This is a genomic window from Patescibacteria group bacterium (assembly GCA_041649475.1).
Lineage (GTDB): Bacteria > Patescibacteriota > Patescibacteriia > Magasanikbacterales > GWA2-37-8 > JBAZNA01.
Map to the genome: position 1 here is coordinate 534,534 of JBAZNA010000001.1, position 15,590 is coordinate 550,123.

General features: G+C 40.5%; 16 protein-coding genes. 15 read left to right on the forward strand and 1 reads right to left on the reverse strand.

Going from position 1 to position 15,590, the window contains the following annotated elements; all coding sequences use genetic code 11:
* The first annotated feature begins 47 nt into the window (after positions 1–47).
* From WC526_02590 to WC526_02600, 3 genes are read left to right on the forward strand one after another with little or no spacing between them, the layout of a single operon-like run.
* Entirely contained in the window at positions 48–323 is a 276-nt protein-coding gene (locus WC526_02590; GenBank protein MFA5062007.1) for a metal-sensitive transcriptional regulator, read from the forward strand.
* A 22-nt stretch (positions 324–345) separates the two neighbouring features.
* Positions 346–2,100: a sulfite exporter TauE/SafE family protein gene (locus tag WC526_02595; GenBank protein ID MFA5062008.1), complete on the forward strand. Its 1,755-nt coding sequence runs from the start codon at positions 346–348 to the stop codon at positions 2,098–2,100.
* 4 nt (positions 2,101–2,104) lie between these two features.
* The gene (locus WC526_02600; GenBank protein ID MFA5062009.1) at positions 2,105–4,375 is read left to right on the forward strand and encodes a heavy metal translocating P-type ATPase; all 2,271 of its coding nucleotides are present in this window, start codon (positions 2,105–2,107) and stop codon (positions 4,373–4,375) included.
* A 10-nt stretch (positions 4,376–4,385) separates the two neighbouring features.
* Here the strand turns inward: WC526_02600 and WC526_02605 are convergent, their stop codons facing one another.
* Positions 4,386–6,824, reverse strand: a complete 2,439-nt coding sequence (locus WC526_02605; protein ID MFA5062010.1) for a hypothetical protein — start codon at positions 6,822–6,824, stop codon at positions 4,386–4,388.
* A 150-nt stretch (positions 6,825–6,974) separates the two neighbouring features.
* On the opposite strand from WC526_02605, the gene thiI reads away from it, so the two are divergent.
* The 12 genes from thiI to WC526_02665 are packed head-to-tail and all read left to right on the forward strand — an operon-like array spanning position 6,975 to position 15,577.
* Positions 6,975–8,135: a tRNA uracil 4-sulfurtransferase ThiI gene (gene thiI, locus WC526_02610; protein MFA5062011.1), complete on the forward strand. Its 1,161-nt coding sequence runs from the start codon at positions 6,975–6,977 to the stop codon at positions 8,133–8,135.
* A gap of 14 nt (positions 8,136–8,149) precedes the next feature.
* On the forward strand, positions 8,150–8,734 hold the full coding sequence (locus WC526_02615; protein MFA5062012.1) for a ribonuclease H-like domain-containing protein: 585 nt from the start codon (positions 8,150–8,152) through the stop codon (positions 8,732–8,734).
* A gap of 17 nt (positions 8,735–8,751) precedes the next feature.
* Entirely contained in the window at positions 8,752–9,150 is a 399-nt protein-coding gene (locus WC526_02620) for an Rrf2 family transcriptional regulator (protein ID MFA5062013.1), read from the forward strand.
* An 11-nt stretch (positions 9,151–9,161) separates the two neighbouring features.
* The gene (locus WC526_02625) at positions 9,162–10,394 is read left to right on the forward strand and encodes a cysteine desulfurase family protein (protein MFA5062014.1); all 1,233 of its coding nucleotides are present in this window, start codon (positions 9,162–9,164) and stop codon (positions 10,392–10,394) included.
* Positions 10,395–10,411: 17 nt separating this feature from the next.
* Positions 10,412–11,092: an iron-sulfur cluster assembly scaffold protein gene (locus WC526_02630; GenBank protein MFA5062015.1), complete on the forward strand. Its 681-nt coding sequence runs from the start codon at positions 10,412–10,414 to the stop codon at positions 11,090–11,092.
* Between the two features lie 17 nt (positions 11,093–11,109).
* Positions 11,110–11,298, forward strand: a complete 189-nt coding sequence (locus WC526_02635) for a ferredoxin (GenBank protein ID MFA5062016.1) — start codon at positions 11,110–11,112, stop codon at positions 11,296–11,298.
* Between the two features lie 5 nt (positions 11,299–11,303).
* Entirely contained in the window at positions 11,304–11,633 is a 330-nt protein-coding gene (locus tag WC526_02640) for a nucleoside triphosphate pyrophosphohydrolase family protein (protein MFA5062017.1), read from the forward strand.
* Positions 11,634–11,637: 4 nt separating this feature from the next.
* Positions 11,638–12,303 (forward strand): 16S rRNA (cytidine(1402)-2'-O)-methyltransferase, encoded by a 666-nt coding sequence (gene rsmI, locus WC526_02645; protein MFA5062018.1) that lies wholly within the window; start codon positions 11,638–11,640, stop codon positions 12,301–12,303.
* Between the two features lie 2 nt (positions 12,304–12,305).
* Positions 12,306–13,844: a methionine--tRNA ligase gene (gene metG, locus WC526_02650; GenBank protein ID MFA5062019.1), complete on the forward strand. Its 1,539-nt coding sequence runs from the start codon at positions 12,306–12,308 to the stop codon at positions 13,842–13,844.
* Positions 13,845–13,849: 5 nt separating this feature from the next.
* Positions 13,850–14,374 carry a CvpA family protein gene (locus WC526_02655; protein MFA5062020.1) on the forward strand — a complete coding sequence of 175 codons (525 nt, stop codon included), beginning with the start codon at positions 13,850–13,852 and terminating at the stop codon, positions 14,372–14,374.
* Between the two features lie 4 nt (positions 14,375–14,378).
* Positions 14,379–14,735: a hypothetical protein gene (locus WC526_02660; protein ID MFA5062021.1), complete on the forward strand. Its 357-nt coding sequence runs from the start codon at positions 14,379–14,381 to the stop codon at positions 14,733–14,735.
* A 2-nt stretch (positions 14,736–14,737) separates the two neighbouring features.
* Complete coding sequence (locus WC526_02665; GenBank protein ID MFA5062022.1) at positions 14,738–15,577, forward strand: TatD family hydrolase; 840 nt, start codon at positions 14,738–14,740, stop codon at positions 15,575–15,577.
* The last annotated feature ends 13 nt before the right edge of the window (positions 15,578–15,590 follow it).

Below are 15,590 nucleotides of genomic sequence, written 5' to 3' on the forward strand. Positions count from 1 at the left end.
ATACTATGAGTATTAATCATACTCATTTTTAATTTTAATTCAAAGATATGTTGGAGCCATACACAACCAAGATCAAGGCCAATTTAAAAAAAGTTCAAGGCCAGATAAATTTAATTCAAAAAATGTTGGATGAAAACAGATATTGCGTTGATGTTGCCCAGCAAATTCACGCGGCTGTGGGCATATTAAAGCAGACCAATAACATAATTCTGGAAAGCCACTTAAATTCCTGCGCTTCGCATAAATTAAATTCAAAAAAACAATCCGAGAAAGATGCCTTCGTTAAAGAATTAATTCAAACCTTCAACCTGACAACCAAATAATTCCTTCTTTTAATTTTTTGCTATGTCAAAATTAACTGTACCCATACGCGGGATGCACTGCAAGTCATGTGAAATTTTAGTGGAAAATAATTTAAAAAAAGTTGATGGTATTAAGAGAGTTACCGTCAGCCACAGCGAAGGCAAGGCGGATATAATCTATGAAGGCGAGACACCGCAGGCCTCGCAAATACGAGACGCAATTAAATCAGCGGGTTATGAGGTTGGTCAGAAAGACAAACTGCCGCTATTTTCCAAAGATCCAAAGGATTACAAAAATTTGGCGCTAGCCGCCGTCATTCTTCTTGGGCTTTATGCGATAGCCAGATGGCTGGGAATTTTTAATTTAAGCGTAAGTAGCGATAATAGCGCCGGGCTTTACATTGTGCCAATTGTCGGCTTAATTGCCGGCGTATCAACTTGTATGGCTTTAGTTGGCGGATTACTCCTGGCAATTTCCGCCAGACACGCTGAACTCCATCCCGAAGCAACAACAAAACAAAAATTCATGCCTCATATATATTTTAATATCGGCCGGGTTGCCGGCTATGCTTTGTTTGGCGGACTAATCGGTGCAATCGGATCAATAATCAGTCCGTCGGTCGGCGTGCTGGGTCTGTTAACCATAATCGTTGGTGGAGTAATGATATTTCTGGGTTTAAAACTCATAGAAATTTTTCCGTACTTGAAAGACAAAACCATTGCCCTGCCAAAAAGCATTTCCAGAGTGTTGGGAATCGGCAAAGAAACAAAAGAATACAGCCACCGCGGTTCAATGATTACCGGCGCTTTGACATTCTTTCTGCCTTGCGGATTTACCCAGGCGATGCAGCTCTATGCCGTCAGTACCGGTAGTTTCACGAAGGGCGCCTTGATTATGGGTTTGTTTGCTCTTGGCACCGTGCCGGGGCTATTAACTGTTGGCGGATTAAGTTCAATCTTTAAAGGCCAGAAAGCAAAAATATTTTTTATGGTTGCGGGCTTGGCAGTGATAATTTTCGGCTGGGTCAATATTGCCAATGGCAGCAGATTGGTCTCCGGTCTGGGCGCAAACAAGCCGGTTCAGGTTACAGACACAGCCAACGCACAAGTTGTGCAAATGACACAGGATTTTAACGGCTATTCACCAAATGTTTTTACCGTTAAAAAAGGTATACCGGTTAAGTGGGTAATCACATCCAAATCCGTTCTTTCCTGTGCCAGTTATATTGTTATGCCCAAGTATGGAATCAGCCAAGGTTTAAAACAGGGAGAGAATATTATCACCTTCACTCCAACTGAAACCGGCGAAATTCCATTTTCCTGTTCAATGGGTATGTATACCGGAAAATTTGTGGTAGTTGATGATACCAGTGGTGCCAGTGCGCCCGCCAAGGCAACAGTTGCTTCCGCAAGTGGCGCTTGCGGAGCCAGCGGAGGCGGTTGTGGCGGTTGCGGGGGTGGGAACTTTAAATATACACCGCAAACAGGTAAAATAAATACAGCTACAACTGATGAGCAGCAAAATGTTCAGTTAGTTCAAACCACTTTTACCTATAACAAAGATATCCAGCCAAATGTCTTCACAGTTAAACAGGGCCAGCCGGTAAAACTTGTTGTGGATGTTAAAGAAAACGGACAGGGTTGTATGAGCACGATTATGATTCCCGGATTATACAACACAGCGCAACGCTTGCTGGCTGGAGAAAAAATAATTATGACGTTTACACCCACTCAAACCGGGGATTATCCAATAACTTGCGCAATGGGTGTGCGCAGAGGGGTTTTGAAAGTAATTTAATTATATGGATAGCGACAAACAAACAAACTTAAGCATCGGCGGCATGCACTGCGCTTCCTGTGCGGCCATTATTGAAATGAGTTTGAAAAAAGTGCCCGGAGTGAAATCCGCTCATGTTAATTTTGCGGCGGAAAAGGCCAATATTTTTTATGATACGGCGACTGAAAGTGATTTACTGAACGCGGTCAAACATGCCGGGTATAAGGCCGAAGTGATTGATGTTGATCATCCGGAAATAGAGAAAGAAAAAAAAGAAAAAGAGATGAAGGGTTTACAGTTGCGCCTGATAGCCAGCATAATTTTAAGTTTGCCGATGGTATTTTTCATGTTTTTTGATTTGCCATATGAGGGGATAATCTCATTTATTTTGACCACGCCAATTCAGTTTATAATCGGCGCCGGATTTTATAAAGGCGCGTGGAGCAGCTTAAAGATGAAGATGTTTAACATGGACAGCTTGATTGCCATTGGCACTTCTACTGCCTATATTTATAGTTTGGCAAATTTAATTCAGGGTCTGCCGGGTTTGTATTTTGAAACCGCCGCCTTTTTAATTACTTTTGTCACTTTGGGCAAGTGGCTGGAAACCAAAGCAAAATACAAAACCTCGGATGCTATTAAAAAATTAATGGGTCTACAGGCCAAAACTGCCCGCATTATTAAAAATGGATCAACGGTTGATGTGCCGATTGAACAAGTTGTGGCCGGAGATATTATAATCGTTCGTCCCGGAGAAAAAATTCCGGTTGATGGCGTGGTCACAAAAGGGGATTCATCGGTTGATGAAGCGATGTTAACCGGTGAAAGCATTCCGGTAGAAAAAACCGTGGGCGACAAAGTGATTGGCGCGACCATAAACAAACATGGCAGTTTTGAATTTAAAGCCACCAAAGTTGGCAACGAAACCGCACTGGCGCAAATTATTCGTTTAATTGAAGAGGCGCAGGGTTCAAAGGCCCCGATTCAGGATATTGCCGACAGAATTTCCATGTGGTTTGTGCCGATTGTGATCGGTTTGGCAATTTTGAGTTTTCTTATTTGGTTTTTTGTTCTTGGCGCCGGTTTTGCTTTCAGCATAATGGCCTTTACCTCTGTAATCGTGATTGCTTGCCCCTGTGCGCTGGGTTTGGCCACGCCTACGGCAATTATGGTAGGCACGGGCAAAGGCGCCCAATATGGCGTTTTAATTAAGGGTGGCGAGCCGCTGGAAGCCGCCTGCAAGATTAAAGCCATTGTTTTTGACAAAACCGGAACTTTAACCAAAGGCAAGCCAGAAGTTACAGATGTTATTGAACTTGATCATATCGGCACTGATAAAGCGATTGGTATTGCCGCCAGTTTGGAAAAGTTATCCGAACATCCGTTGGCCGAAGCGATTGTTGGTTATGCCCAGCAAAAATCAGTTGCGTTTTTGGAAGTTAAAAATTTCAAAGCCATCCCCGGGCACGGCGTTGAGGGTATAGTTGAAGATAAAAAATATTATTTCGGCAACCGCAAATTGATTACGGACTACACTAAATTAAATTTAGCCAAAATTGATAAAAAAATGAAAGAATTGGAAGATGGGGGAAAGACCGCTATGATTCTGGCTGATGAATCGGAAATTTTAGGGTTGATTGGTGTGGCTGATACTTTAAAAAGTAGTTCTGCCGAAACAATTAAGAAATTACAGCAGGCTGGCATCGCGGTATATATGATCACCGGTGACAACCGCCGCACCGCGCAAGCCATTGCTCAACAGGTAGGCATAAAAAATGTTTTGGCCGAGGTCTTACCCGAAGACAAAGCCAATGAAGTTAAAAAAATTCAAAGCACCGGCATTGAGGTGGCCATGGTTGGGGATGGTATAAACGACGCACCGGCGTTGGCCCAGGCCGATTTGGGCATTGCTATGGGCGGAGGTACGGACGTGGCCATGGAAACCGGCGGAATTGTTATTATCAAAAATGATTTGCGCGATGTTTTGACGGCCATAAAGTTAAGCCGCGAGACAGTGGGAAAAATAAAACAGAACATGTTTTTTGCTCTGTTTTATAATGTGATTGGCATTCCTATTGCCGCGCGTGTTTTTGCCGGACTGGGTATTATTTTGAAACCGGAGTTGGCCGGATTGGCTATGGCCTTGAGTTCAATTTCAGTGGTAAGCAATTCTTTACTATTACAAAGATTCAAACCTAACAAAACCAACTATTTATCTCTTATTGCCCCGTTTATAATGGGCTTAATCTTCCTGGGGTTATTTATTGAGTTTGCGAGGTTTAGTTCGGGGGTGTAAGGTTTCTACACTATCTCACCGGTCTTGGATCAAAAACCCAATAATGAATAGGATACCACTCTACATTTATCTCTAAATATGCTAATTCTTCCTTTAGTTTCTTGATATTGTCTTTAACCAAGGCATTGGGCCCTTCCTTGTCCATGGAGGTGAATATGATTGTGTCCGGACGTACAAGTTTTGCCACATCTGACATCTTCTTAAAATCATTTACACCAAATAAACTGACAGACTGTTTAATTTCACCAATAACAAACTGTCCATCTTTTATACAAACAAGATCAAGTTCAGTATCAATTGTTTCTTTATTTGTACCCTTCTTTTTCGAAAGTTCTATGCTTGGCATAAATATAGCCGCGGATCGTGCATCTCCCATAACTTGTCCGAGTGTAATGAGTAGTGGGATTGTACCATGCAGGGACACGGCTGCTCGTATTAAACTATTTAGGCGATAAAACCACTCTGGTTCAGCAGGTAGAGAAAATTCATAACCACATCCTCTGCATTTAATTTTTTGTTTAATATCATTGATCTGATACCAGATTCGATAGCCACATCGATGGCATCGCGGCTTAACTCCCAAAAGAAAAATATTTGATTCAATCATATCAGATAGTTCATTCTTAAAGTCTTCCTCATTAAATTCAATAGTTTGTACAGATGGTTTTTGGTTGTATTCCTCCGTTTCTTGTTTTGCCAAATCACGAAGAATATTGTAATTCAAATCGATTTCTTCCTTGCTATAGTCTTTTGCAATATTAACTACAGTATGAGCAAGCCATTTCTTTGCGCTGTCTGATCCCTTAAAATCCATTCCTGAGTTTATTTTTTTCGTGAGCTTGTTGAGAAGTTTTTGTTGAGTATCTTCATCTTGTTCGAGGTTTTGATTAGACATTCGTGAAAAGATATGTCTCCAATACCGCTTTTCAAAAAGCTGGTGGGCATTGAGTAAGTCCGGGAAAAGTCCTAAAACACCAGACAGATACATACCTTTATCTGAACGTTGTAAACGATAGAAAGGCCGAGAGAGGGAACGTTCTTTATCTCCGTTTTTTATGCAATCAAAACTTTCTCCACACAACAAAGCATAAAATATTGATTTATCTTCGGGAATCTTAATAACCAGAGTAGTATCTTCTCCATGAATTCTAGTTTTGCGACTCATCAAGACACTAAACATTCCATGTTCGTTAATGCGAGCCTTTTTATTAAAGAATGGCAGATCGTGTACGATACTGTTACGTTTTGGAAGTTGCCACCAATAGTCTTGTCCAATGATGTTTTTGAAGCGCTCTGGGCGGTATTGAATATAGAGATCAGTAAACCAGTTTTCTCCCCCCATCACACCCTGTTCTACATCAGGTTCGTCTAAAATGAGATATTCTTCATTTGAATGTGCTCGGTGAAAATCTAAGCCTTGTCGCAAAAAGAAGTAAGAATCTCTAGAATTATAATCAGGTATTGGATGTTCTGTAAAAAGAGTAAATTTTTTTGGGTGCCATATTAGTGCATTAAAAAGATTTGCAACCGTTTGTATTTCAGTTTCAGTGAGTGAGAATGTTGTAAAATGTGCCTCTTGACCATGGTGGTTACCTGTACTGCCAGCATAGCGATTAATGAATTTTCCAAGTCCAGGCCTCAATAATTCGCTTTCCGCAAGTTGTTTTGGGAGCCATAGTTGCGTAAAGTAAGTTCTGAGCCAAGTACTCATCTCTAAGGTACGATTCCAAAAATGTGTAAACTCATCCACTGTATCCCCAACGATAATCTCAAATTTTTCATTATTATATGCATGTTCAGCCTCCTTGAATGAATTTGGTAACGAACAAATTTGAGCAGGGAAAATTGCCTTTGTGTGCCAATCTCCCAAGTCAAGCAAGGCTTCATTTAGAGAGGGCTCATCTATAACTTTGTATTTTTTGGCATGACAGGTTTCCAGTGCTTTTTTAAGTTGAGAAGTCATCATTGGTTCCTGTTTCAAAAGTCCAAAATTTCTATCTAAAAAAGTCTTAATTATTTCAGGGGTTGTTTCAACAACCTCAAATAAAATTAAATCATTTTTTTCTTCAAAAAGCGGAATTCCTATTTGGGAAATATTTTTTTCTGTTGGAAGTATGGAAATTGGATGGCTGCTAATATTTATGTGAGTGTTTTCTGGACGAATTTCTTCCACTTGAAGTGGAGAAAGAAATGTATGAATCTTTTTTTTCAATTCTTCCGACAAAACAACGGTTGAATGTATAATATCAGGATCATATCCTCGTAAGAATTTCCACCAGCTGTCGGTTATAGTTACACCATCAGTAAAAATAATAGGGTTGAATTTACCTCCCCACTTCTCTCTATTATAGGCAATTATTTTATCAACCCAGTCAGTGTCTGATTTTGGGTTTATTAAAAAAGCTATCCGGAACGGACGGTGATTTATATAAATTGAGTATGGTTCCATAAATTGTTAAAACCCCTTTCTAACTGTTAAATTTAATGCATTACATATATACCATTATTGGTTGGGGATATTTAAACATATTTGAACAGTTTGGGCAATTCTCTTGAAGTTTATACCGAAAGTGGTAAGATATTGCCATATCTATTTGGTATGAATTTCATCATCCACCCCGACGAAATATTTTTAAAAGGCACTAACCAGCCGTTTTTTTATCGCGCTTTGAAAAATAATCTGGAAAAATTGTTTGCCGGCGCAAATGTGAGAAGAGTGGAAAGCGGAATGGTGTTAAGCGCTGATTTAAATGAACAAGATATCAATCGGCTGGCCTTAATTCCAGGCATAGCCAATTTTGCACCGGCAATTATAACTAAGGCAGATAATATCAACGATTTAAAAAAATCCATAGACAAATTACTGCAAACCCCCGAATGTGCCAATTCTAAACACACATCCTTCCGCATATCTTCAGAACGCTCATATAAAAGTTCTCCTTTGTCCTCAAAACAAATTGCCAATGAGATAGGGGAGTATGTGCGCCTAAAAACCGGTTGGAAAGTTGACCTCAAACATCAGGATTTGGATATTAATATCGCCATCGGCAAAGATCAGGCTATTATTTATGGAAATTTAACCGATGGCGCCGGCGGCTTGCCGACAGAATCATCCGGCAAAGTATTGTGCTTATTATCCGGCGGTATAGACAGCCCGGTCGCGGCCTACAAATTAATGTGCCGCGGTGCCGAAGTTGGTCTGATTCATTTTCAAAATCAAACGCAAGTTACAGTCGAAGTGGGGGAGAAAATTTTTGATCTGGCCAAAACTCTGGCCAATTACCAATCAGAAGTTCAGCTATTTATGGTCCCGTTTGCCGAACTGCAAAAACAGGTGATAATGAAGATTCCTTCACAGTACAGAATGCTGATCACGCGCCGATTATTCAATAAAATCGCCTGTGAAATCGCCAAAGCCAACAAATATCAGGCCTTGGCCAATGGCAACTCGCTCGGCCAGGTGGCTTCGCAAACTCTGGAGAATATATCCGTGGTAGAAGCATCGTCTGATTTGTTAACTTTATCTCCATTGATTGGAACCAATAAAAAAGATATAATGAACACAGCCAAAAAAATCGGCACGCTGGAAATTTCCAACCGTCCTTACGAAGATTGTTGCAGTTTGTTTGTAGCCAAGCATCCGGAAACCAAAGCCCGGCGCAAACAGATTGAAGAAATGGAAAAAGCGGTAGATATGTCCCAATTTGACAAAAGCAGTATAATATCATACTATATTAGTGCGAGTTCTGCTCGTCCTTAGTTATTTAAAAAATTATGCCCAACGAAATCGTTTTTGACATTGAAACCCAAAACACCTTTGCCGACGTGGATAATGACTTTAAAAAATTCAAAATATCAGTAGTTTCAATATATAGTTCGCAAACAAACACTTACACCAGTTTCTCCGAAGATGAATTAAAAAATTTATGGCCCATTTTGGAGAAAGCCGACCGGTTAATTGGCTATAACAGCGAACATTTTGACCTGCCGATTTTGCATAACTACTATCTGGGCGATTTGACCAAAATTCCGCATCTGGACATCATGAAAATTATCAAAGACAGCATCGGCATCCGGCTTAAATTAAGCGATGTAGCCGAAGCCACGCTGGATAATATCACCAAAAGCGCAGACGGGCTCCAGGCAATCAAATGGTGGAAAGAAGGTAAGATTGATGAAATAAAAAAATACTGCGAGCAGGACGTGAAAGTGACCAAAGAACTTTATGACTTTGGCAAAGCTAACCGGCAGTTATTCTACAAATCCCTGGCCGGAGACGTTATACCCTTTGCTGTTGATTTCAGCGTCGCGCCAACCGCCGCTCCTAAAAACAATTTAAATTTAACTTTACCATTTTAATTAATTATTTTTAACTTATGTTCAGCTTAAAACGGGAAACGGATTACGCCGTGCAGTTAATCAAATATCTATCCGGTAAAGGCGGTAAAAAATTTAAAAGCTTGAAAGATTTTTCCAAAGAATCAGAGATTTCTTTTTGGTTTTTACAAAAAATCGCGCGCAAATTAAATTTAGCCGGTATCATTGCCGCTGAACAGGGTGTCAATGGCGGTTATGCGATGAAAGTGCCGTTAAAAGGTCTGACTCTCTACAGGATATTTGAAATAATGGAAGGCAAACAAGCGGTTACCCCGTGTCTCTTAGGCGAAATTGAATGTGCCGGTAATCATAAAAAATGTAAATTTAGAACCATGACAGCAAAATTAAATAAAGAAATTATAAAGACCCTCCAGCAAGTGAAAATCTCGGCCGTATAAATGGTATAACTATGTTGCCAAAGGCCAAAAAAACAAGAGAGGTATATCTGGATCATGCCGCCACGACATATGTTGAACCGGCGGTTTTTTCAGCTATGAAGCCGTTTTTAACCGAACATTTTGGCAACCCCTCGGCTTTGTATCACATCGGCCGGTTTGCCAACAAAGCCATAACCGACGCTCGCAAAAAAGTGGCTGAACTTATTCATGCTTTACCGGAGAACATTCTTTTTACCGGCAGCGGTACCGAATCTGACAACATGGCCATTTATGGCATTGCCAAAGCCCACCAACATCGCGGTAAACACATTATCTCCACTCCAATTGAACATCACGCCGTGCTTGGCCCGCTTGAGGATTTAAAAAAGCAGGGCTGGGAAATTACCTATGTCCCGGTAGATAAATTCGGTATTGTTTCCGCCCAGGATATCATCAAAGCCATCCGTCCGGACACAGTTTTAATTTCCGTAATGTTTGCCAACAACGAAATGGGCGCGATAGAACCGATTGATGAAATTGGCCGGGAACTTTTGAAATACAGAAAAACAAATAACACACCGTATCCGTTTTTTCATACTGATGCCTGTCAGGCCTCCGGATTTTTAAATTTAGACGTAGAAAAATTACACGTTGATTTAATGACTTTAAACGGCAGTAAAATTTACGGGCCAAAAGGAATTGGTATGTTGTATTTGCGCCGGGGTGTGCAAATAAAACCGATTATTTTAGGCGGCGGGCAGGAACGAAAACTGCGATCCGGAACTGAAAATGTGGCCAGTATTGTTGGTTTTGCCAAAGCCCTGGAACTGGTCCAAGCCAATAAAGAAAAAGAGAGTAAACGTTTACAGGATTTGGTAAAATATTTATGGAATAAAATTCAAAAAGAAATAACTGATGTGAAGTTAAACGGTCCGGAAATAGGGGACAGCCGGTTGCCAAACAACTTAAACGTCACTTTTATGGATGTGGAAGGCGAGGCCTTGCTGCTGTATTTGGACGAATATGGAATCATGTGTTCAACCGGTTCGGCCTGCACTTCAGAATCATTGGAGCCGTCGCATGTCTTAACCGCCATGGGTTTGGCTTATGAATACGCGCACGGCAGTTTGCGCTTTACTTTTGGTCACTCTAACAACAAAGAGGATGTTGATTATTTAATGAAGTATTTGCCTTTGATTGTAAAAACTTTGCGAGAAATTTCACCGGTTCATTTAAAACAACAGCAACACGCCAAATACAAATAGAGGCGAACCATAATAATATGCCAAAAAAAACCATCAAAAAACAAAATCTAAAAGAAGAAGTTGACATCCGCGCGAGTGGCGGCGGCGGCTGGGTTTATTCTGATATTGTCAAGGATCATTTTTTCAATCCGCGCAACTTCATGCATTATGGCGAAGAAGAAAAGTTTAAATATAACGGCATGGGTCGGGTCGGCTCTCCGGCTTGCGGCGATGAGATGGTGTTGTGGTTAAATATTGACCCAAAAACAGAAAAAATTAAAGATTGCCGCTGGCGAACTTTTGGCTGTGGCAGTGCCATTGCCTCTACCTCAGTTATGAGTGAAATGATCACTGAAAAAGGCGGTATGAAAATTGACAATGCCCTTAATTTAAAACCGCAGGATATTTTGGCGCGACTGGGCGGTTTGCCTGATAGAAAAATTCATTGTTCGGTGCTTGGAGATAAGGCGTTACAAGCCGCGATTAATGATTACTTTAGAAAAACCGGCCAGCACCAGAGAGTTTTGACGGCTGGTGCCAAAATCATTGACCATAAGTTGAATATCACCGACAAAGACATTGAGGAAGCCGTACTTGAGGGCGCCCACACTTTGGAAGACGTTCAGAAGAAATTAAAAGTAGGAGTGGGAGACCCGAAAGCAATCCCGGATATTGAAGAGCTTATCAGATTCTATACCGAAAAGTATTGTCTAGAATAATTTTAAAGCTGAAATTTATGCCTAAACCAAAAATAGACAAGGAGCTATGTATTGGCTGTGGAACTTGCGTAGCTATTGCCGGTAAAACCTTCAGAATGAATGACGAAGGCAAGGCCGAGGTGTATAATGAAACAGGGGACGATGAACAAACAATCAAAATGGCTTGTGATTCCTGCCCGGTTATTGCTATTTCTCTAATTGATTAATTAATATGAATTTTGAAGAATACCAGACCGCCAGCCGAAAAACCGTGATTTATCCAAACCCGGGTCATAATTTTATTTATCCGACTTTGGGGTTGGCCGGCGAAGCCGGGGAAGTGGCGGAAAAAGTAAAAAAACTAATCAGAGACAATAACAGCGAAATTGACGAGCAAAAAAAACAGGAAATTGAAAAAGAATTGGGAGATGTTTTGTGGTATGTATCCCAACTCGCAACCGAGTTCGGCCTGTCTCTGGATCAAATCGCGAATAAAAATATAGAAAAATTGTATTCACGACTGGATCGCGGGGTTATTGGCGGCAGTGGTGATAACCGTTAAATTTATGTCCGGTAAGTTATATATAGTTGCCACTCCAATTGGCAATCTGGATGATATTACACTGCGAGCTTTGGAAACATTGAAAAGTGTTGATTTTATTTTATGCGAAGACACGCGGGTGACCAAAAATCTGCTTAATCATTATGAAATCAACCGGCCACTGATAAGTTATCATCAGCACAGTGATGCAAAAAAATTGCACGAAATTATTGAGTTATTGAATGAAGGTAAAAATCTAGCTTTGGTGACCGATGCCGGCACGCCGGGCATAAGCGACCCGGGCAATTTATTAATCAGGGATTTGGTAAATAAAAACCAACAAATTGAAATAATTCCCATTCCTGGTCCAAACGCCGCTATTTCCGCCTTAAGCATTTCCGGATTTCCGACCGACAAATTTGTTTTTATGGGTTTTCCTCCGCATAAAAATAAACGGCAAAAATACTTTAAAGAAGTGGCGAGCATGGATTATACGGTTGTATTTTATGAATCAAGCCATAGAATTACAAAATGCCTGAATGAATTAAAGGAATATTTAAAACCGGAAACAAAGTTGGTAATCTGCCGCGAACTGACAAAAAAGTTTGAAAGTACTTACCGGGGCACAATAGAACAAATTTTACAAATGAATATCCCGGAAAAAGGGGAGTTTGTTTTAGTAATATCATAAATATGCAAGAAAAATTTTATCTCACGACCTCAATTCCTTATGCCAACGCGGATCCGCACATCGGTTTTGTGGCTTTGGAACTGTTAAAGGCGGACATAATGGCACGGTATCAGCGACTTTTAGGGAAAGACGTGTATTTTTTAACCGGCACCGATGAACACGGCCAAAAGATCTATAAAACCGCCAAAGTCGCCGGCCAGCCGGTTGAAAAGTTTGCCGCCGAAAAATCCGCCATGTTTCAAAATTTGGCCGATCAATGGAATATTTCCAATGATGATTTTATCCGCACCACTGAAGAGCGGCACATGGAGCGCGCGCAAAAATTTTGGCAAATAGCCCAGGAAAGCGGGGATATCTACAAAAAAGAATATTCCGGTTTATACTGCATGGGCTGTGAAGCGTTTAAAACGGAAAAGGATTTGGTGGACGGCAAGTGTCCAGATCATCCGAATTTAACTTTGGAAGTTGTTAAAGAAGAAAATTATTTTTTCCGGCTTTCCAAATATCAGGAACCGTTGGAATTTTTATTTAAGGAAAAACCAGATTTTGTTTATCCGGAAGTGAAGTATAACGAGATAAAAAATATTTTAAAAAGCGGTTTGGAAGATATCAGCATCTCCAGATCAAAAGAAAAATTGCCGTGGGGCGTGCCAGTGCCCGGTGATGATTCGCAGGTAATGTATGTTTGGTTTGACGCGCTGACAAATTATATCACCGCTCTGGGCTGGGGTTCAGAAAATCAGAATTTATTTGATAAATATTGGCCCGCGGACGTGCATGTGGTTGGAAAAGATATTAATCGTTTTCACTCGCTTTTGTGGCCGGCGATGCTCATGTCCGTTGGATTGGAACTGCCCAAACAAATTGCCGTTCATGGTTTTATTTACGTTGACGGACAAAAAATGAGCAAAACAGTCGGCAATGTCATCAATCCGGTTGAACTTACCGACAAATATCCGCTGGATGCTCTGCGTTACTTTTTTGCCCGAGAAATCCCTTTTGACAATGACGGTGATTTTTCCTACGCGAAATTCGAAGAAAGATATAACGCCGACCTGGCTAATGGCATCGGCAATTTAACCAATCGCATCTTGGTCATGATTGAAAAATATTGCGATTCAGTCGTCCCGGATATGACTAAAACTGATAAAGATTTGATAAAGTTTTTATCTAAAGATGTTTGGCCGGAATACGTAAAAAATATGACTGTCTGGCGTTTTGACAAGGCCCTGGATGCAGTGTGGAAATTTTTGTCTTACTGCGATCAGCTTATAACTGAAAAGCAACCCTGGGCTTTAATTAAAGCCGGAAAAACAGAAGAAGTGCAAAATTTATTGCATCACTTGGCCGAGGCCTTGCGTCATATTGCCGTAATGATTTGGCCGGTTATGCCTGAAACCGCAGAAAAAATATTTGTCCAGCTTGGTTTGGATATATCAAAAGAACTGGGCAAACAGCTGGATGAACAGAAAAATTGGGTGCCGATTTTAGTGGGCAACAAAATTCAAAAACCGGAAGCATTATTTCCGCGATTAAATTAATATTTATGTCCTATCTTGATATCGCCCTTATAGTAATCATTGCCGGTTTTGCCCTGGCCGGATTATGGTATGGCTTGGTACATGCGGTATTATCCCTGATAGGAACTATTGTCGGAATTTATATCGCCACCAGATTATACGAACCGGTCGCGACTTGGATTATACAATCAACCGGTTGGAATCAAAACTGGGCCAAAGTAATCTTTTTTATTCTGGTTTTTATAATTATCGTAAAATTAATTTCGGTTATCTTTTGGCTGGGCGAAAAAATTCTTGGTTTAGTCACAAAACTGCCGGGCATTAAGGGCTTGGACAAATTATTGGGTTTGCTTTTTGGCACCGCCGAAGGCGTGTTTTTCTTAGGTCTCATTTTATACTTTATCGCCAGATTTCCAATCAGCCCCTGGTTTATGGAGCAGATGGCCAATTCCTTTTTAGCACCGCCTTTGGTGCGAACGGTTACGCTTTTATTACCTCTTATTCCTGATGCTTTAAAAATGCTTCAAAGCACGGTGGATAAAATAATGTAAAAATATGTCTGAACTAAATGACATGATAATAACCCCGGAATCAAGGATTAGTTATGTAAAAACCACCTTGAAACATCTGCGCAATGACTATATTGAAGAAATTCCTACAGAAATAGTTGGGGGTAAAAAGATTACACATAAATGCCAAAAAAACTGGTTTCAAGGGGTCGTAGGTCTTATTGATCAAGTTTGTAAAATTTTAACATCAAAGCAACAAGTACCGCCCGATGATTTTGAAAATTTTTTTAAAAAATATACAAACATGAATTTTGTTTTGCAAACTTTGGTGACATCTGAAGACGTAGCCGCCGGTAATAAAGTTCTGGATTTGGCTATAGAGGAGATGGAGAAGATAAAATAATTATGTTGATTGACACTCACTGTCACATTCAATTTAATGCCTATAAAGATGATGCCGACGAGGTTTTAAAACGCTGCCAAGAAAAAGGCATGGTTTTGAATGCAGTTGGTTCACAACGCGATACCAGCTTGCGGGCAGTTGAATACGCCGAAAAGTATGATTTTATTTATGCCACGGTGGGTCTGCACCCAATTCATACGCATGAAAACGAAGTTGATGAAGAAGAAATAAAATTTAAATCAAGAGAAGAGGATTTTGATTATGGGTTTTATAAAAAATTAGCTTCTCATCCCAAAGTGATCGCGATAGGGGAATGCGGGCTTGAACTTTATCACGTACCGGAAAATATAGATAAAGAAAAGTTTTTGGAAAAACAAAAAGAGATTTTTTTGGCGCAAATTCAATTAGCCCAAGAATTAGATCTGCCTCTTGTTATCCACGTCAGGGACGCACATAAAGAAATAATTGAAATTTTAGAAAAACAACAAAATTTGAAAGGCGTTGTCCATTGCTATACCAGTAATTGGGAAAATGCCCAAAAATATTTGGACATGGGATTGTATCTTGGATTTACCGGCGTCATCACTTTTCCGCCTAAGAAAACCGACCCACAATCACAGATTGATTTACTGGAAGTTGTTAAAAATTGCCCTTCGGATCGTATTTTAATTGAAACTGACGCGCCCTATCTCGCTCCCCAGGCCTACCGCGGCCAAAGATGCGAACCGTGGATGGTGGAAGAAGTGGCCAAAAAGATTGCAGAAACTCGCGGACAACCCTTGGCAGACATTGAAAATATTGTATTTGGCAACGCGAAAAAGCTGTTCATAAAAATCCCTTGACTTGTCAGGGGAT

Coding starts and splice junctions, on each gene's coding strand:
- WC526_02630 (MFA5062015.1), top strand. CDS start 10,412: ATGCCAAAAAAAACCATCAAAAAACAAAATCTAAAAGAAGAAGTTGAC.
- WC526_02665 (MFA5062022.1), top strand. CDS start 14,738: ATGTTGATTGACACTCACTGTCACATTCAATTTAATGCCTATAAAGAT.
- WC526_02620 (MFA5062013.1), top strand. CDS start 8,752: ATGTTCAGCTTAAAACGGGAAACGGATTACGCCGTGCAGTTAATCAAA.
- WC526_02625 (MFA5062014.1), top strand. CDS start 9,162: ATGTTGCCAAAGGCCAAAAAAACAAGAGAGGTATATCTGGATCATGCC.
- WC526_02640 (MFA5062017.1), top strand. CDS start 11,304: ATGAATTTTGAAGAATACCAGACCGCCAGCCGAAAAACCGTGATTTAT.
- WC526_02615 (MFA5062012.1), top strand. CDS start 8,150: ATGCCCAACGAAATCGTTTTTGACATTGAAACCCAAAACACCTTTGCC.
- WC526_02595 (MFA5062008.1), top strand. CDS start 346: ATGTCAAAATTAACTGTACCCATACGCGGGATGCACTGCAAGTCATGT.
- WC526_02590 (MFA5062007.1), top strand. CDS start 48: ATGTTGGAGCCATACACAACCAAGATCAAGGCCAATTTAAAAAAAGTT.
- WC526_02605 (MFA5062010.1), bottom strand. CDS start 6,824: ATGGAACCATACTCAATTTATATAAATCACCGTCCGTTCCGGATAGCT.
- WC526_02660 (MFA5062021.1), top strand. CDS start 14,379: ATGTCTGAACTAAATGACATGATAATAACCCCGGAATCAAGGATTAGT.
- WC526_02635 (MFA5062016.1), top strand. CDS start 11,110: ATGCCTAAACCAAAAATAGACAAGGAGCTATGTATTGGCTGTGGAACT.
- rsmI (MFA5062018.1), top strand. CDS start 11,638: ATGTCCGGTAAGTTATATATAGTTGCCACTCCAATTGGCAATCTGGAT.
- thiI (MFA5062011.1), top strand. CDS start 6,975: ATGAATTTCATCATCCACCCCGACGAAATATTTTTAAAAGGCACTAAC.
- metG (MFA5062019.1), top strand. CDS start 12,306: ATGCAAGAAAAATTTTATCTCACGACCTCAATTCCTTATGCCAACGCG.
- WC526_02655 (MFA5062020.1), top strand. CDS start 13,850: ATGTCCTATCTTGATATCGCCCTTATAGTAATCATTGCCGGTTTTGCC.
- WC526_02600 (MFA5062009.1), top strand. CDS start 2,105: ATGGATAGCGACAAACAAACAAACTTAAGCATCGGCGGCATGCACTGC.